This window comes from Rheinheimera sp. WS51, assembly GCF_050936095.1.
In the GTDB taxonomy this organism is placed as follows: domain Bacteria; phylum Pseudomonadota; class Gammaproteobacteria; order Enterobacterales; family Alteromonadaceae; genus Alishewanella.
In genome coordinates this window covers 88670-103563 of sequence record NZ_JBOTRC010000007.1, presented here as the reverse complement: position 1 = coordinate 103563, position 14894 = coordinate 88670, and the positions used below count along the sequence as shown (strand labels likewise).

Genomic DNA, 14894 nt, shown 5'->3' with positions numbered 1-14894 from the left:
TACTTTGTTCTATGGCCTTTACCACTTTAGGCATTAAACCAAGATGCTTAATTATTAATTGTTAATTGTTAATTGTTAATTGTTAGTATGTTTAGTTATTGGCCAATTGAATTGCTGCGGCACTTAATTCGGTTATGCGTAACCAATTTTTATCCGTAATTAACTGCTTTGTCGTTAACCAAGAGCCTCCAACGCAATCAACGTTAGGTAACGACAAATACGCCTTAGCATTATTAGGGGTAATGCCACCCGTTGGACAAAACCTAACCTGTGAAAATGGTCCATAAAATGAGGCTAAAGCTTTAACGCCACCAGACGTTTCTGCTGGAAAAAACTTAAAATGGTTATAACCATATGCAATGCCTTGCATTAATTCAGAGCTAGTCGCAATGCCAGGAATTAGTGGTATCGCTGCGGCTTTACCTGCTGCAAGCAACTCTGCAGTTAAACCTGGGCTGATGGCAAATTTAGCGCCAGCAAAAATTGCCTGTTGCAACTGTTGTGCATTAATTATGGTGCCCGCGCCAATGATAGCGTCTGGAAATTTTTCTGACAGCAAACGAATAACATCTAATGCCACTGGTGTACGTAATGTAACTTCTAAAACACCTATACCACCGTCAATAATCGCTTGTGCCATTGGAATAGCATCGGCTAAATTGTTCACTTCCACAACAGGGATCACTGCGCTTTGTTGAAATAAAATATCTGGTTGTAAGGCCCAGTTAGCAAATGCCATAGCTTATTCCTTATGCTTATTAAAAATATCTTGTTCCGTAAATAAGCTACAGGCACCTTGCTCTGCCCCTGTTAATTGACTACGCAGAGCTGCAAACATTTCTCTGCCCATGCCATAGATAACACTAGGGTTTTCTGCATGGTCAAAGCGAGCGGCCTCTCTTTGCTCAAGCTCAGCTTCAGATACCAGCAATGATAATTGACCAAGTTCAGCATCAACTAACATCATATCGCCAGTTTGAATTTTAGCTAGTAATCCGCCATCTAATGCTTCAGGCGTAACATGAATAGCTGCAGGCACTTTACCTGATGCGCCAGACATACGACCATCGGTTACTAAAGCAACTTTAAAGCCTCTATCTTGTAAAACGCCTAAAGCGGGAGTGAGCTTATGTAGCTCAGGCATGCCACAGGCTTTGGGGCCTTGAAAGCGCACAACCACAACGCAGTCTTTATCTAATTCGCCAGCTTTAAATGCAGCCTCTAATTGATGCTGATTGGAAAACACTACTGCAGATGCCTTTATTAGTGAAGCACCTTGACGTAGCGCAGAGGTTTTCATTACCGCGCGGCCTAAATTACCTGATAATACTTGTAAACCACCATGCTCTTTAAACGGCTCAGTACTAGAACTTAAAACGGTTAAATCTGTTGAAATTGCAGGCGCATCTTGCCAAATAAGTGAACCGTCTTTTATTAACGGCTCTTGGCAATAACGACGCAAACCTTCACCTGCTATGGTATGCACATCCTCATGGAGTAAACCCGCATCTAATAATGTTCTAATTAATACCGCCATACCACCCGCTTGTTGGAAATGATTAATATCTGCTTGTCCGTTGGGATATATACGCGTTAATAACGGCGTAGCAGCTGATAGCTGCGCAAAGTCATCCCAATTAACAATATAACCAGCAGCACGGGCAATCGCGATTAAATGCATAGTATGATTGGTAGAACCACCAGTGGCTAATAGCCCAACAATACCGTTAACAATCGCTTTAGCATCGATTATTTTACTGATAGGTAGATAGTTATCGCCTAAGTCAGTTAACCGTGTTACTTGCCTAGCCGCAGCTTTAGTTAAGGCATCACGTAATGGCGTACCAGGATTAACAAAAGATGCACCTGGTAAATGTAGCCCCATAATTTCAACCACTAGCTGGTTAGAGTTTGCTGTACCATAAAAAGTACAGGTGCCTGGTGCATGATAAGATGCAGTTTCAGCAGCTAATAGCTGCTCTTTTGTTACTTTACCCTGGGCATAATTTTGCCGTACCCGTGCTTTTTCCTTATTTGGGATCCCTGATGGCATAGGCCCTGCTGGTATAAATACGAAGGGTAAATGGCCAAAACTAAGGGCCGCTAATAACAAGCCAGGGACAATTTTATCGCAAATCCCCAACATTACGCCGCCATCAAACATATTATGAGATAAACCTACAGCAGCAGACATTGCAATAATATCGCGGCTTAATAAGCTTAACTCCATACCCGGTTGGCCTTGGGTTACACCATCACACATCGCAGGCACACCAGAAGCAAATTGGGCTACACTGCCAACTTCACTAACAGCCTGCTTAATTAGCGTTGGATATGTTTCGTAAGGTTGATGGGCTGATAAGATGTCGTTATAGGCTGAAACAATACCAATATTAGCTTTGATTAAACTGCGTAAATCAGCTTTATCTTGGGCATTACAAGCCGCAAAGCCATGTGCTAGATTTCCACAGCTTAATGTAGCACGATGTGGCCCTTGCTGACGAGCTTGCTCCATACGCTGTAAATACTTAGCTCGACTAGCGCGGCTACGCTGAGTAATATTATTAGTGACTGTTAGAATTTCTGGATGCATGGCGTATTTAAATTCCTTAATGTCATACTAACTGCGACTAAAGCACACTCATTGTTCAGCGTACATTACCTCTACGGTTAGACATGGATGCTGTAAAAACGCCCGTATTGGCATTTCCATATGATCGTCACCTTGCATGGCCTTATCTAATACTGTTTTCTTACTACTCCCTACTAAGTGCAAAAACAGATGACGCGTATTTTCAAGTCTCGCCTTAGAAAGGCTGATCCTTTCATAGGGTGCTGTTGTTGGTTTAACAGCTAAAACAGCTTGTGACTCATCAGCTAGACCAGCAGCAATCTGTTCGCTACAAGGGAATAAAGACGCTGTATGGCCGTCTTCACCCATGCCTAGAATAACAGCATCAAAAGTTGGTAGGCTTACAATACGGTTTAATACCTGTTCGGCCCCTGCAAAGGCAGACTCAGCATTGCTATATAAACTGATAAACCTAGCTTTAGCAGCTTTATTTTGCAGTAAAGCCGTTTTTACTAACCGCTCATTACTATCTGGGTGACTGTTATCTATCCAGCGATCATCAGCTAATAACACTGTCACTTTTTGCCATTCTAGATCTGTTTTATTAAGTAGGCTAAATAAAGCCTGAGGAGTACGACCACCAGAGACGACTAAATAAGCCTCACCTCGCTGTACTATAGCCTGTTTCATTATGCTAATTAGTTTAGCCGCAAATTGGCTATTTAGCTCAGCACTATCGGCGAACTGATTAAATTTCATCATCATTATTCCTCCCAATTTCGATTATCACGCGCCATCATCGAAATTGATGCCACTGGCCCCCAACTCCCAGCAGGATAGCTTTTAGGCGGCTCATTACTTTGCTGCCAGGCATTCATAATGCTATCCACCCACTTCCATGCCTGCTCAACTTCATCACGTCGAACAAATAAATATTGGTTACCTAACATAGCCTCTAATAACAAACGCTCATAAGCGTCGGCAATGCGTTGTGATTTAAAGGTTTCATCAAAACTTAAATCAAGCTTTGATTCTTGTAACCGCATGGTTTCACCTAAGCCTGGAATTTTGTTTAAAACTTGAATTTCTACCCCTTCATCGGGCTGCAAGCGAATAATCAACTTATTTGCTGGTAAATGCTGGTAGGTTTCATGAAAAATATTATGTGGTTGCGGTTTAAAGCAAATGACCACTTCACTTAATTTACTGGCCATACGCTTGCCTGTACGCAAATAAAACGGCACGCCAGCCCAACGCCAGTTATCTATATCAACTTTTAACGCCACAAAGGTTTCAGCACTACTATTAGCTTTCGCCCCTACTTCTTGTAAATACCCAGGCACAGCATTGCCTAAAACAAACCCAGCAGCGTATTGACCACGCACTGTTTTTTGTTGAATATTACTGGCATCAATTCGACGTAAGGCTTTTAATACTTTAAGTTTTTCGTCACGAATACTATCTGCATCTAATCTAGCCGGTGGCTCCATAGCAATTAGGCTTAGCACTTGCAATAAATGGTTTTGCACCATATCACGCATTTGCCCTGCATCATCGTAATAGCTCCAGCGCCCTTCCACACCAACCGCTTCGGCTACCGTGATCTGGACATGATCAATCGAATTATGATCCCAATTACTTGCAAAAATGGCATTGGCAAAACGCAAAGCTAATAAATTAAGAACGGTTTCTTTACCTAAATAATGATCAATTCGATAAATTTGCTGCTCGAAGAAGTATTGAGCAACGTGATCATTAATTTGTTTAGAAGATGCTAAGTCGTGGCCTATCGGTTTTTCAAGCACAACACGTGTTATCGGTATAGCCAGTTCAGCTGCTGCTAAGCCTTTACAAATAGCCGCATATAGGCTCGGTGGTGTTGCAAAGTAGCACACGGGCACACGCTGCGTAACATCGACTAGATTTTTTAACTTGCTAAACTCATCCAGGTTATTTAAATCAATTTGGCGATAAATTAATTTTGTTTGTAAGGATTGCCACACCTCTTGTTCAATAGGCTGTTTTATAAACTGCTGCAAGCTATCAAATACAAACTGCTGATATTGCTCAGTTGATAAACTATCTCGGGCAACACCGATAATCCGCGTATCAGAACAAAGTAAATTTGCTTTTTCTAGTTGATATAATGCGGGTAAAAGTTTGCGCTTAGCTAAATCCCCTTTGGTACCAAACAATATAAAATCTGATGCAGCGTTTTGCGCTGTAGTTGCTGCCATAATGGCCCCTTATGTATGTAACTTTACAACATATATGGTATATAAAGCCCAGTAAAGGCTGTTGTAAACTGCACTAAATGTAAGTAAATTACAGTTAATATTTTTAGCTATAAGAATATGGCAAACTTAGCCATAAGTTAACCTATTCCATCAGAACTTAGGTACATTCGCATGAACGTGTTAGAAAAAATCATAACCAACGGTCAAAGCTTTAGTAAGTCTGAGCGTAAGGTTGCCGAAGCCATTTTACAAAATCCTCAAGCGGCGATTCATAGCAGTATAGCCACTTTAGCTAAGGTTGCTGATGTAAGTGAACCTACTGTTAATCGCTTTTGTCGTCGACTTGATACTAAAGGTTTTCCAGATTTTAAGCTACACTTAGCGCAAAGCTTAGCTAACGGCACCCCTTATGTTAATAGGCATGTTGAAGAAACCGATGGTCCCGAAGCCTATACTGCAAAGATTTTTGAATCAACAATGGCGGCTTTAGACAACGCTAGGCAAAAAATAGATATTAATAATATTAATCGTGCCGTTGATATATTAACTCAAGCTAACAAAATTTCATTCTTCGGTTTAGGTGCCTCTGCTTCAGTTGCTCATGATGCGCAAAATAAGTTTTTACGTTTTAATATCCCCGTTGTCTGTTTCGACGATATTGTGATGCAACGAATGAGCGCAATTAATAGTACCGAAGCAGATGTTGTTGTATGTATCAGTCATACTGGTCGCACCAAAAACTTATGTGAGATTGCTGCTATTGCTAAAGAGAATGATGCTACCGTAATCGGTATAACAGCAGCAAACAGCCCTTTAGCTACAGAGTGTTCATTAGTCTTATCGCTTGATGTATCTGAAGATACCGATATGTACATGCCTATGGCATCTAGGGTGGCCCAACTTGTTCTTATAGATATTTTAGCCACGGGTTTTACCTTAAGACGCGGTGCTAAATTTCGTGAGAATTTGAAAAAAGTAAAAGAAAGTTTACGTGATTCAAGATTTGAAAAGAAATCGCCTTAACTCAGTACAAACAGTAGCTTTCATTTAGTGCTTCACGATACAATGTAATAAAATTACAACAGTCAATTGCTAGTCTATACACTGTATTTTCGCCATAATCAGGAGTCCTCCATGCACAGAAGAACCAAAATTGTTGCTACACTTGGTCCAGCAACTAACAGCCTTAACGCAATTGAAAAACTGATTAAAGCTGGCGCTTCGGTATTTCGTCTTAACTTCTCTCATGGCAATGCTGATGATCATAAAGAGCGTGCAGCTATGGTGCGCCAAGCTGCTGAAAACCTAAAAGTCCATGTTGCCATCTTAGGCGACTTACAAGGCCCAAAAATTCGTGTTTCTACCTTTAAAGACAACGCGGTAACCTTAGAAGAAGGACAAGCCTTTGTTTTAGATGCCAAGCTGGCGAAAGGCGAAGGTGATCAGCATCAGGTTGGTATTGATTATAAAAAATTACCACAAGATGTGTCTGCTGGTGACTTATTATTACTTGACGATGGCCGCATTCAGCTTCAAGTAGACAGTATAGAGGGCGATAAAGTACTCACCACCGTCACTGTAGGCGGCGTACTTAGCAATAATAAAGGTATAAATCGTCAAGGTGGAGGGTTAACTGCGCCGGCCTTAACAGAAAAAGATAAGCAAGATATTTTAACAGCCGCAGAAATTAAGGTCGACTTCTTGGCTGTGTCTTTTCCTCGTAGCGGCGATGATATGCGCTTGGCTCGTGACTTAGCACAAAAAGCAGGTTCAAATGCCCGCTTAATGGCTAAAATTGAACGTGCTGAAGCCGTTGCTGATGATGAAACCTTAGATGATATTATTCGTGCATCTGATGCAGTAATGGTTGCGCGAGGTGATTTAGGTGTTGAAATAGGCGATGCCGAACTAGTTGGTCAGCAAAAGCGTATTATATCTCGCTCACGCCAATTAAATCGTGTAGTAGTTACCGCTACTCAGATGATGGAAAGCATGATTGAAAGCCCAATGCCAACCCGTGCTGAAGTTATGGACGTTGCCAATGCAGTCTTAGACGGCACAGATGCTGTTATGTTATCAGCAGAAACAGCAGCAGGTAAATATCCAACAGAAACCGTACGAGCCATGGCCAGAGTATGTGAAGGGGCAGAAAAACACCCAAGCGTGCAAATTTCAAAACACCGCATGGACTCTGCTTTTACTGAAGTAAGTGAGACCATTGCATTATCAGCAATGTATGCAGCAAATCATCTAAGTGGCATTAAAGCAATTATTGCCTTAACTGAGTCTGGCTACACAGCTAAACTAATGTCACGTATTACCTCACCACAGCCTATATACGCTTTATCGCGTCATGATAAAGCGCTTAATCAAATGGCCTTGTATCGTGGTGTTTATCCTGCTTTCTTTGATAGTACAACTGTTGGAGATGAAGCTTTAGCCGATGCCGCTATTGATACCATTAAGCACAAAGCAAATTTGCAAAGTGGTGATCTAGTTATTATCACTCATGGTGACGTTATGGAAACCGTAGGTGCATCTAATACTTGTCGAATTGTTCAAGTTAAATAAGCCTAAATAGTTAAACTTAACTCACTGCTTATATCTTTGTATTTATCAGGAAAAACAGCGGCAATTGCCGCTGTTTTACTTAAAGCACGTCTCGTTGTAATTTTCTAACTCGCCTAGCCGCTCGATACTCAACAAACTGTGGTGCTAAAGCTGTCACTGCCGAGCCGGTAACCACTAATATAGCCCCTAGCCAAGACCAAATATTTAATTGCTCTGGCTGAATAAAATCAGGCCAAATAAAAGCAATAATATTGGCTGATACAATTGTTACTAAAGGCGTTAAAGCTAATACTGCACTTACTTTTGAAGCTTCCCAGTGGTGCAAAGCCTCCGCAAAAGCCCCGTAGCCCACTACAGTATTTAAACAACAGAAAATCAACAAAGCCCAGTGCAGAGCTGTCATCGTTTGTAACGGGCTTAACTCTGCAACAGGGAAAAAACAAATACTGCCAGCAAAATATAGTATGTACATAATTTGTTTTGAACTAAAGTTAACTAATAATTGCTTTTGGGCTAAAGCATAAGCCGCCCAAGTAATAGCCGCAGCTACAATAGACAAGACCCCTAAGGTTTCACCACTAACTTGACTAACAAGTTCAATTAAACGTTGATTAAAAAATAATAACAAACCAGTAATTAATATTACCGCACCAACCTTCTGCCACAGTAACAACCGCTCTTTAAAAATATAAACACCCCCTATTAACATTAAAAAAGGAGCCAGTTGGATCAAGGTTTGCCCTGTTTCTGCGGTTAAAAACTCAAGACCGGTTAAATACAAAATATAATTAGACAATAAGCCAATAATAGCAACGAGCATTAATACACTAACTTTTAACTGTTTAAACACGGCTAAAGAAGGTAATTTACCTCTTGCGGACAGCCAAAGCCCAACAATAATGGCTGCGGCCAAAAAGCGAATAAAAGTAATCGTATTGGCGGTTAACACACTTAATAGCACTTTTAACGCTATAGGTAACACACCCCAAAGCACAGCTGTAGTAAGGGCTAATAAAAAACCTGCTAGGCTTTTGCCAGTAATTTCGTGCATGAAGTCGCTTCCAGTGAGTTAAAGTGTATATGGCTTAAAATGGTTTCAAGTGCTTAGGCAATGATTACCTAAGCGGTTGTCTATTTTCGCTTATTTAATGGCATACTGTCTTTAGTTTTATAACCAGATACGACCAATAGACATTCAGTTGCGGCATATCAATTTAGTTAGCTTAAATAACACCTATACTGCGCTTAGATATTAAAAGCCAGGTTAAACGGAGTTTATATGATCAGACGTATTGGTATTTTAACTTCAGGTGGTGATGCACCTGGCATGAACGCCTGTATTAGAGCCATAGTACTTACTGCTTCAGCTTATAACCTTGAAGTCATTGGTTTTCATCATGGGTTTAATGGTTTATTAGAAGAAGATTATCAAACCTTACTGCTCCATCATGTGCAAGACATTATTCAACGCGGTGGCACTATTTTAAAAAGTGCCCGCTGTAAAGCCTTAAAAACCAAAGAAGGTGCAGTTCAAGCCGCTAAGGTGCTACAAAAATTACATCTTGATGCTTTAATTATTATTGGCGGTGACGGCAGCTTTAAAGGGGCTTTAGCTATAGCTGAGCATTATCAAGGCCAAATACTTGGCGTGCCTGGCACTATTGATAACGATATTGATGGTACTGATTACACTATTGGCTTTGCGACTGCTATAGACACAGCCTTAGATGCTATAGATAAAATCCGTGATACCGCTGATGCCTTTGAACGTATATTTTTAGTTGAACTAATGGGCCGGCATTCTGGTTACATTACCTTATCGGCCGGCATAGCCGCCGGAGCCGAACAAATTATTTGTCCTGAATTTGCTACCGTCAATAAAAACCAGCTTTCAGCGCTGGTTGGCCCTATTCAAAATGCGCAATTATTACGCGGCAAAAGTAGCTATATTATTGTAGTGGCAGAAAATAGCTACCCTGGCGGCACTACAGCCTTGGCAGATGATTTAGCCGCAGAGCTTGGCACCGAATGCAGAGCTTGTATTTTAGGCCATATGCAGCGTGGCGGAAGACCTGTAGGAGCTGATCGCATTTTAGCCACTAAGTTAGGCGCTTTTGCTGTAGAGCAATTAAAAAATGGGGCTAACTTAATGATGGTAGGCGAAGTTAATCAGCAAGCCACACTGTTCCCGCTTGAGAAAACCTGTGAAAGAAATAAGAAAATTGATCCCTACTTAGTGCGCTGGCAACAGAGGATTGCTCGCGACTAAGCAGAATCAGAAAGAAAATAACTTATTGATTAAAAACCTGCTTAACGCGATCTTTATAGCTGCGGCTTACTTTTACAGCTTGGCCATTGGTAAGCATTATTTGGTGCTCACCATTAGCTAACATTTGCAGTTTAGCAATAGTGTGGACATTAACAATAGCAGAGCGATGTACCCGAACAAAAAGCCTAGGATCTAACTCTTGCTCCAACTCTTTCATTGTGCGACGTAAAATATGAGTTTGCCCATCTTGAGTATGAATACACATATAATCGCCAGCAGCATCGACCCATTCAATAGCGGTAACAGGAACACGGGTAATTTCACCACTATCTTTAATGCTAATTGCATCAGGATAACGCTCATTTACCACAGGCTCTGCATTATCTAACCGGTTTAATATCTGATTGGCATCATCGCCCGTTAGCTTCGCTACCGCTTCAGCAAGCTGACCTTTATGTTTATGCGTATCTTGGGCTTGGTGCAGTTTAATTACCTTTTCTACTGTTTGCTTTAACCGCTCTGGTTCAACTGGTTTTAATACATAGTCCAGCGCATTTACTTCAAAAGCATTATAAGCATAATGATCATAGGCGGTAACAAAAACAATATAGGGTAAATTTACCTTATTGGCTTGAAGTTTTTTAAGTACAGCAAAGCCGTCCATCCCTGGCATTTCAACATCTAAAAACACTAAATCAGGCTCTAACTCGCTAATACAGCTAACTGCTTGATCACCATTACTGCATTCAGCAATCACTTCTAGCTGAGCAAACTCAGCCAAACGAAAAAGCATGCCCTTTCGAGCTAAAGGTTCATCATCAACTACTATTACCTTAAGCATATGTCAGTTCCATTTATTCTAGTTGTAGTGGAATACGAATATTTACTTTTAAACCGGTTGGCTGATTATGCGTTAAAACTAAGGCAAAATCATTATCATATAATGCTGCTAAACGCTCTTTTGTATTAACTAAACCAACACCACTTTCAGAGTTAACATTCTTTACATTATTTTGCGGTAAACCATTAATTATAGCCATACCAGGGCCATTATCTGCTACTTCTAACAGTAAATCATTGCCAAATCTTTTGGCTGTAATCGCAATTTCACCACCATCGACTTGACTGGCAACGGCATATTTAATGGCATTTTCAATTAAAGGCTGCAAAATTAAACTAGGTACTTTCGCTTTCTCTATGCAGGGTTCAATATCAAACACTATGGATAACCGCTCTGAAAAACGCACTTTTTCAATCTCTAAATAAAGCCTAGCTGCATATAGCTCTTGTTCTAGAGCAACTTTATTTATCGGATCTTTATACAGAGAATAACGTAAAAAGTCGCTAAGTCTTGAAAGCATTTTATTTGCAGTATCAGACTCATTAATAAGCACTAAGGTAGAAATAGCATTTAAAGTATTAAATAAAAAGTGCGGGTTTAATTGATACCGCAACATTTTTAATTGGGCCTGATGAGCCTTATTGGTCGCCGTAAGTGATTTTTGTTTTTCTAACTGTAAAGTCTGGTAATACTTAATACCAAAATATAAACCACACCAACTTAGAATGACATAAAAGGCAACAGGCGTATCACGAATATATTTCACCCAGTCGCCAGGTCTGGCGCCATGACGGTAAATTTCCCAGTAATTAAAGTTACGTACTGCTGTCCAAACGGCCGCAACTAAGAAAGCCATTAATAGAACAGAAATCACCATCTTCCAGGGTGGCCAAAACCAAATTCGTTGAAAAGCATAACGAAGCGGAATAGTAATTAGCCAGCCAACATAAGCGTCTAGAGCAATGACAATTAAATAAGCATCACGGGTTTCTTGTACTAAAGAGCCTAAATAATTAACAATAGCAAAACCTAGCCAGCCTAGGGTATGTAATAGCCAAAATTGCCGAGCGCGATCTTCAAAAAATTTATACAAATCAATTATCCGCAGATAAATTCAACTAATTAATAGACAGATTATAACCAAAGCTAAGCTTTACAACCCAGTGACTGAGCCTATTTCATCTTGTGTTAATCGCATTCTTTATATCAAATCTTTTAATAGTTAATATTAAAACGACGATAAATAAATCCTAACAACCAAGCTGGGCCTATAAGCAAAAACTGTACATCTTGAAAAAATGACGGCTTTTTACCTTCAATTTTATGGCCAATAAACTGTAGCACCCACATAACAACAAATACTATTAACGACATTACCCAAACATCTAAGGTGAAGCTCTGCTGATACCAGCGCAGCATCATTACACATAAAGCTGTAAATAGGGTCATGCCCACGCCAAGTGAAAAAGATAAATTAAAATAAAATAATAAAATAGGCCCAGCAATGATTAATGACCAAGTGACTTCTTGCTCAGCAAATGTAGTAAAAGGCATAGGAATTTGCCACAACAAGCCTAAAACACAGAAATAAATAACCGGTACCGCTAACCAGTGAATCGCCTTATTAATACTGTTTTTATGGCTATGGCCATATTCATCGAACCATTGTTGTGCTGTTTTCATCTTAACGCCTCTCTACATGCTTAGCTGGCTATGAAGTTAACTATGATAACACTGGCGTCGGTTTACGATCAGGGCCAAGCGCAACAAAAGTAAAGTTGCCAGAGATGGCTTGGTGCTGATTATCGTTATACATATGCTCAACAAAAATATCGACTTGCACCTTAATACTAGTGCGGCCAACGTGCACCACTTTTGCCACGATTTCCACAATAGTGCCAGCGGGAATGGCTTCTTTAAAATCCACTCTATCTGAGTTAATGGTAACTAAAGGCTTACGACAAAAGCGGGTAGCAGCAATAAAAGCAGCCTCATCCATCCATGCTAAAGCTTCACCACCAAAAAGCGTATTATGATGATTAGTACGCCCAGGAAACACAGTGCGTGTTACACGGGTAATAGCATGCTCCATTCGTTTAGCAATTAAGGCTTCATTTCTCATTGATGTCTCCAAATTTTTATCTAGTAGCAGTTAAAAGGGCTAAACATTAGTAATTATATTAAACCGTCTCTGCAATAGCCCCTTTACCTACCCCTTCATAAGCAATCACTTTATAAGTTTTGCTGGCATCAATTTTTTTTAGTTCAGCAACAATATACTCAGCTAAACACTCAACCGTAGTGTCCGTATTCATTATTTCGCAATGCACTTTAGGCATAGTTAACTCAAAAGGCCCCTGTTCGGCTTGGTAACGAAAACAAATATCGCTATCTAGTTCAGGATTAATCATTTTTAGTTGTTCAGGAGTACAAACATCTTCAGTACTACCTAAATAGATATCTTGCCAACGCTCAGACCAATATTTATTTAAGCGCGGCGATAGCATACCGTCAGCATAAATTTGAATAGTAGAACGATGGCCGTGGGCAATACGCTGACAATTCCCCTGATGCTTCTTTAAGCCATGACTATAATGATAATAAAAACCACTAATAGCTTCTGGGCGCAATGTAAACACCAACTTTTCTACATTAGCTGGCATTAAAGGCATAATATGCTGCATTAAAAAGGCAGTAATACTATTAGGAACTATGGTCTTTGCTGCAATTGAAGCTATCGCTTCTGCTGGCGCCGCCATATTAATTTGGCCCCGTTTTGAGTTAAATTTAAGCCGTGTGCCTTGTTCAGTTACATCCAACTCAACACCTGAAGCTAAAGTAGGTATTGCTAACTTATGATCTACTAATTGATCTATAGCGTGTTTAATGGTTTTTTTCACTAAAGAAAAATCAAGTACCATTGAGATCTCATCTAATTTGCCGTGTAACTCAACATCAACAATATAGCTTTCACCTAACATACCGCGCTCTGTACATAGATAAGAAAAATCAATTACGGTTAAGTCACGCACAAACAAAATCATTTACAGCTCTCTGGTTTATTTACTATCTAGGACACTATTATACCTAGCAATGCAGTTGAACTACAGTCTAAAGCCGCTTTAATCTTATTAACGTTTATGATCAGTCAACCAAGTATGCAACAGACCTACTTGACCACATTTATGCGCCGCATACATTAGCCTAATAGCGTTACTTAATAATAAACTGTCATTCCAATCTGTTTTCTGTTGGATCTCGTTATAACAAGCTAAGGCTTCTGGAGTTAAGTAGCCTCTGAGCTCCTTTTTACCCGATTTTTTTTGTTTTGAACGATAGCGTTGCTGTTTTTCAGCATTAGTTAAAGGCTTACCTGTAGTATCCGTCATTGGGCTACCCTTTTTGAATATTAACAAAGCTAAATAGTGAACTTTACTGCAAATATATTAGCCATTTTATCAAATGAAATAGAAATCGGACTTGTTTAGCGTACAAGTGTTCGCTAAAGTGAGCCAGAATTTATATTGGATTAAACATACATGACAAAGAATAGCTTTACAAAAGAAGATTTAATTGCCTGTGGTAATGGCGAATTGTTCGGCGAAGGGAACAGTCAGTTACCTTCAGATAATATGCTAATGATGGATCGCATTACCCATATTTCAGAAGAAGGCGGTTTATACGGCAAAGGTCAAATTATTGCTGAATTAGATATTACGCCAGATCTATGGTTTTTTGCTTGCCACTTTAAAGGCGATCCAGTTATGCCAGGTTGCCTTGGCTTAGATGCAATGTGGCAACTGGTAGGTTTCTTTTTAGGTTGGTCTGGTGGCCCAGGCAAAGGCCGTGCTTTAGGCGTAGGTGAAGTTAAGTTCACTGGCCAAATTGTGCCTACAGCAAAAAAAGTAACTTATACCTTAAATATGAAGCGGGTTATTAAGCGCAAATTATTTATGGGTATTGCTGATGGCGTAGTTAGCGTAGATGGTCGTGAAATTTATACAGCTCAAGATTTGAAAGTCGGTCTTTTCCAAGATACATCTAGTTTCTAATAGCTGACTTTTAGCTTACCTAAACGACAAAAGCCCCGTAATTGCATCGGGGCTTAGTTGTTAAATTAGCTATAGAAAGTTATAGCCCTCGGTTAAACAAACCAACGTTTCGATCTTCAATTGCATCGCGCCACCCTCCTAACCATTGCGAGCGCGTATCTAAATTCTGATAAGGGCAAAGTTCTTTAGATCGTCCCGTAACACCAGCACGATAACCTTGAGCATGAGCACGTTCTAGACGATCACGTTTTTGTCTTTTCATACGGCAGTCTTCCTCAACTTTATTTAATAGAGTAACCGAAATGGCGGATAATTAACTATCCTATGAATGTATCTCTCGGTCACCTCTATA

At 40.0% G+C, this 14894-nt stretch carries 16 protein-coding genes; 4 read left to right on the top strand and 12 right to left on the bottom strand.

The features are described from left to right. Nucleotides 1-91 precede the first annotated feature (91 nt). The 4 genes from ACRCA4_RS10000 to zwf are packed head-to-tail and all read right to left on the bottom strand — an operon-like array spanning nt 92 to nt 4809. The gene (locus ACRCA4_RS10000) at nt 92-739 is read right to left on the bottom strand and encodes a bifunctional 4-hydroxy-2-oxoglutarate aldolase/2-dehydro-3-deoxy-phosphogluconate aldolase (RefSeq protein ID WP_433187705.1); all 648 of its coding nucleotides are present in this window, start codon (nt 737-739) and stop codon (nt 92-94) included. Between the two features lie 3 nt (nt 740-742). Further along, nucleotides 743-2593 (bottom strand): phosphogluconate dehydratase, encoded by a 1851-nt coding sequence (gene edd / locus ACRCA4_RS09995; protein WP_433187703.1) that lies wholly within the window; start codon nt 2591-2593, stop codon nt 743-745. A gap of 48 nt (nt 2594-2641) precedes the next feature. Beyond that, complete coding sequence (gene pgl / locus ACRCA4_RS09990) at nt 2642-3337, bottom strand: 6-phosphogluconolactonase (RefSeq protein ID WP_433187700.1); 696 nt, start codon at nt 3335-3337, stop codon at nt 2642-2644. Next, the gene (gene zwf, locus ACRCA4_RS09985) at nt 3337-4809 is read right to left on the bottom strand and encodes a glucose-6-phosphate dehydrogenase (protein ID WP_433187697.1); all 1473 of its coding nucleotides are present in this window, start codon (nt 4807-4809) and stop codon (nt 3337-3339) included. The genes pgl and zwf overlap by 1 nt, the downstream gene beginning before the upstream one ends. Nucleotides 4810-4980: 171 nt before the next feature. Between zwf and ACRCA4_RS09980 the strand changes: the two genes are divergently transcribed. Both ACRCA4_RS09980 and pyk read left to right on the top strand, forming a co-directional pair. After that, nucleotides 4981-5832: a MurR/RpiR family transcriptional regulator gene (locus ACRCA4_RS09980; RefSeq protein WP_433187694.1), complete on the top strand. Its 852-nt coding sequence runs from the start codon at nt 4981-4983 to the stop codon at nt 5830-5832. 111 nt (nt 5833-5943) lie between these two features. Then, on the top strand, nt 5944-7380 hold the full coding sequence (gene pyk / locus ACRCA4_RS09975) for a pyruvate kinase (protein ID WP_433187691.1): 1437 nt from the start codon (nt 5944-5946) through the stop codon (nt 7378-7380). 79 nt (nt 7381-7459) lie between these two features. Here the strand turns inward: pyk and ACRCA4_RS09970 are convergent, their stop codons facing one another. Further along, nucleotides 7460-8431 carry a DMT family transporter gene (locus tag ACRCA4_RS09970; protein ID WP_433187688.1) on the bottom strand — a complete coding sequence of 324 codons (972 nt, stop codon included), beginning with the start codon at nt 8429-8431 and terminating at the stop codon, nt 7460-7462. 228 nt (nt 8432-8659) lie between these two features. On the opposite strand from ACRCA4_RS09970, the gene ACRCA4_RS09965 reads away from it, so the two are divergent. Then, nucleotides 8660-9649: an ATP-dependent 6-phosphofructokinase gene (locus ACRCA4_RS09965; protein WP_433187686.1), complete on the top strand. Its 990-nt coding sequence runs from the start codon at nt 8660-8662 to the stop codon at nt 9647-9649. Between the two features lie 22 nt (nt 9650-9671). On the opposite strand, the gene ACRCA4_RS09960 is transcribed toward ACRCA4_RS09965, so the two are convergent. From ACRCA4_RS09960 to ACRCA4_RS09935, 6 genes are all read right to left on the bottom strand, one after another. After that, nucleotides 9672-10490, bottom strand: a complete 819-nt coding sequence (locus ACRCA4_RS09960; RefSeq protein WP_433187683.1) for a LytR/AlgR family response regulator transcription factor — start codon at nt 10488-10490, stop codon at nt 9672-9674. 13 nt (nt 10491-10503) lie between these two features. Then, nucleotides 10504-11583: a sensor histidine kinase gene (locus tag ACRCA4_RS09955; RefSeq protein ID WP_433187680.1), complete on the bottom strand. Its 1080-nt coding sequence runs from the start codon at nt 11581-11583 to the stop codon at nt 10504-10506. A gap of 122 nt (nt 11584-11705) precedes the next feature. Continuing rightward, nucleotides 11706-12173 carry a DUF962 domain-containing protein gene (locus ACRCA4_RS09950; RefSeq protein WP_433187678.1) on the bottom strand — a complete coding sequence of 156 codons (468 nt, stop codon included), beginning with the start codon at nt 12171-12173 and terminating at the stop codon, nt 11706-11708. A gap of 40 nt (nt 12174-12213) precedes the next feature. Next, nucleotides 12214-12612 (bottom strand): acyl-CoA thioesterase, encoded by a 399-nt coding sequence (locus ACRCA4_RS09945; RefSeq protein ID WP_433187675.1) that lies wholly within the window; start codon nt 12610-12612, stop codon nt 12214-12216. Between the two features lie 58 nt (nt 12613-12670). After that, on the bottom strand, nt 12671-13534 hold the full coding sequence (locus tag ACRCA4_RS09940) for a 6-carboxytetrahydropterin synthase (RefSeq protein WP_433187672.1): 864 nt from the start codon (nt 13532-13534) through the stop codon (nt 12671-12673). Between the two features lie 87 nt (nt 13535-13621). Next, nucleotides 13622-13879 (bottom strand): hypothetical protein, encoded by a 258-nt coding sequence (locus tag ACRCA4_RS09935; RefSeq protein WP_433187670.1) that lies wholly within the window; start codon nt 13877-13879, stop codon nt 13622-13624. A 150-nt stretch (nt 13880-14029) separates the two neighbouring features. On the opposite strand from ACRCA4_RS09935, the gene fabA reads away from it, so the two are divergent. Continuing rightward, nucleotides 14030-14542: a bifunctional 3-hydroxydecanoyl-ACP dehydratase/trans-2-decenoyl-ACP isomerase gene (fabA, locus tag ACRCA4_RS09930; RefSeq protein WP_433187667.1), complete on the top strand. Its 513-nt coding sequence runs from the start codon at nt 14030-14032 to the stop codon at nt 14540-14542. 79 nt (nt 14543-14621) lie between these two features. On the opposite strand, the gene rmf is transcribed toward fabA, so the two are convergent. After that, nucleotides 14622-14804 carry a ribosome modulation factor gene (gene rmf / locus ACRCA4_RS09925; protein ID WP_313909138.1) on the bottom strand — a complete coding sequence of 61 codons (183 nt, stop codon included), beginning with the start codon at nt 14802-14804 and terminating at the stop codon, nt 14622-14624. Nucleotides 14805-14894 lie beyond the last annotated feature (90 nt).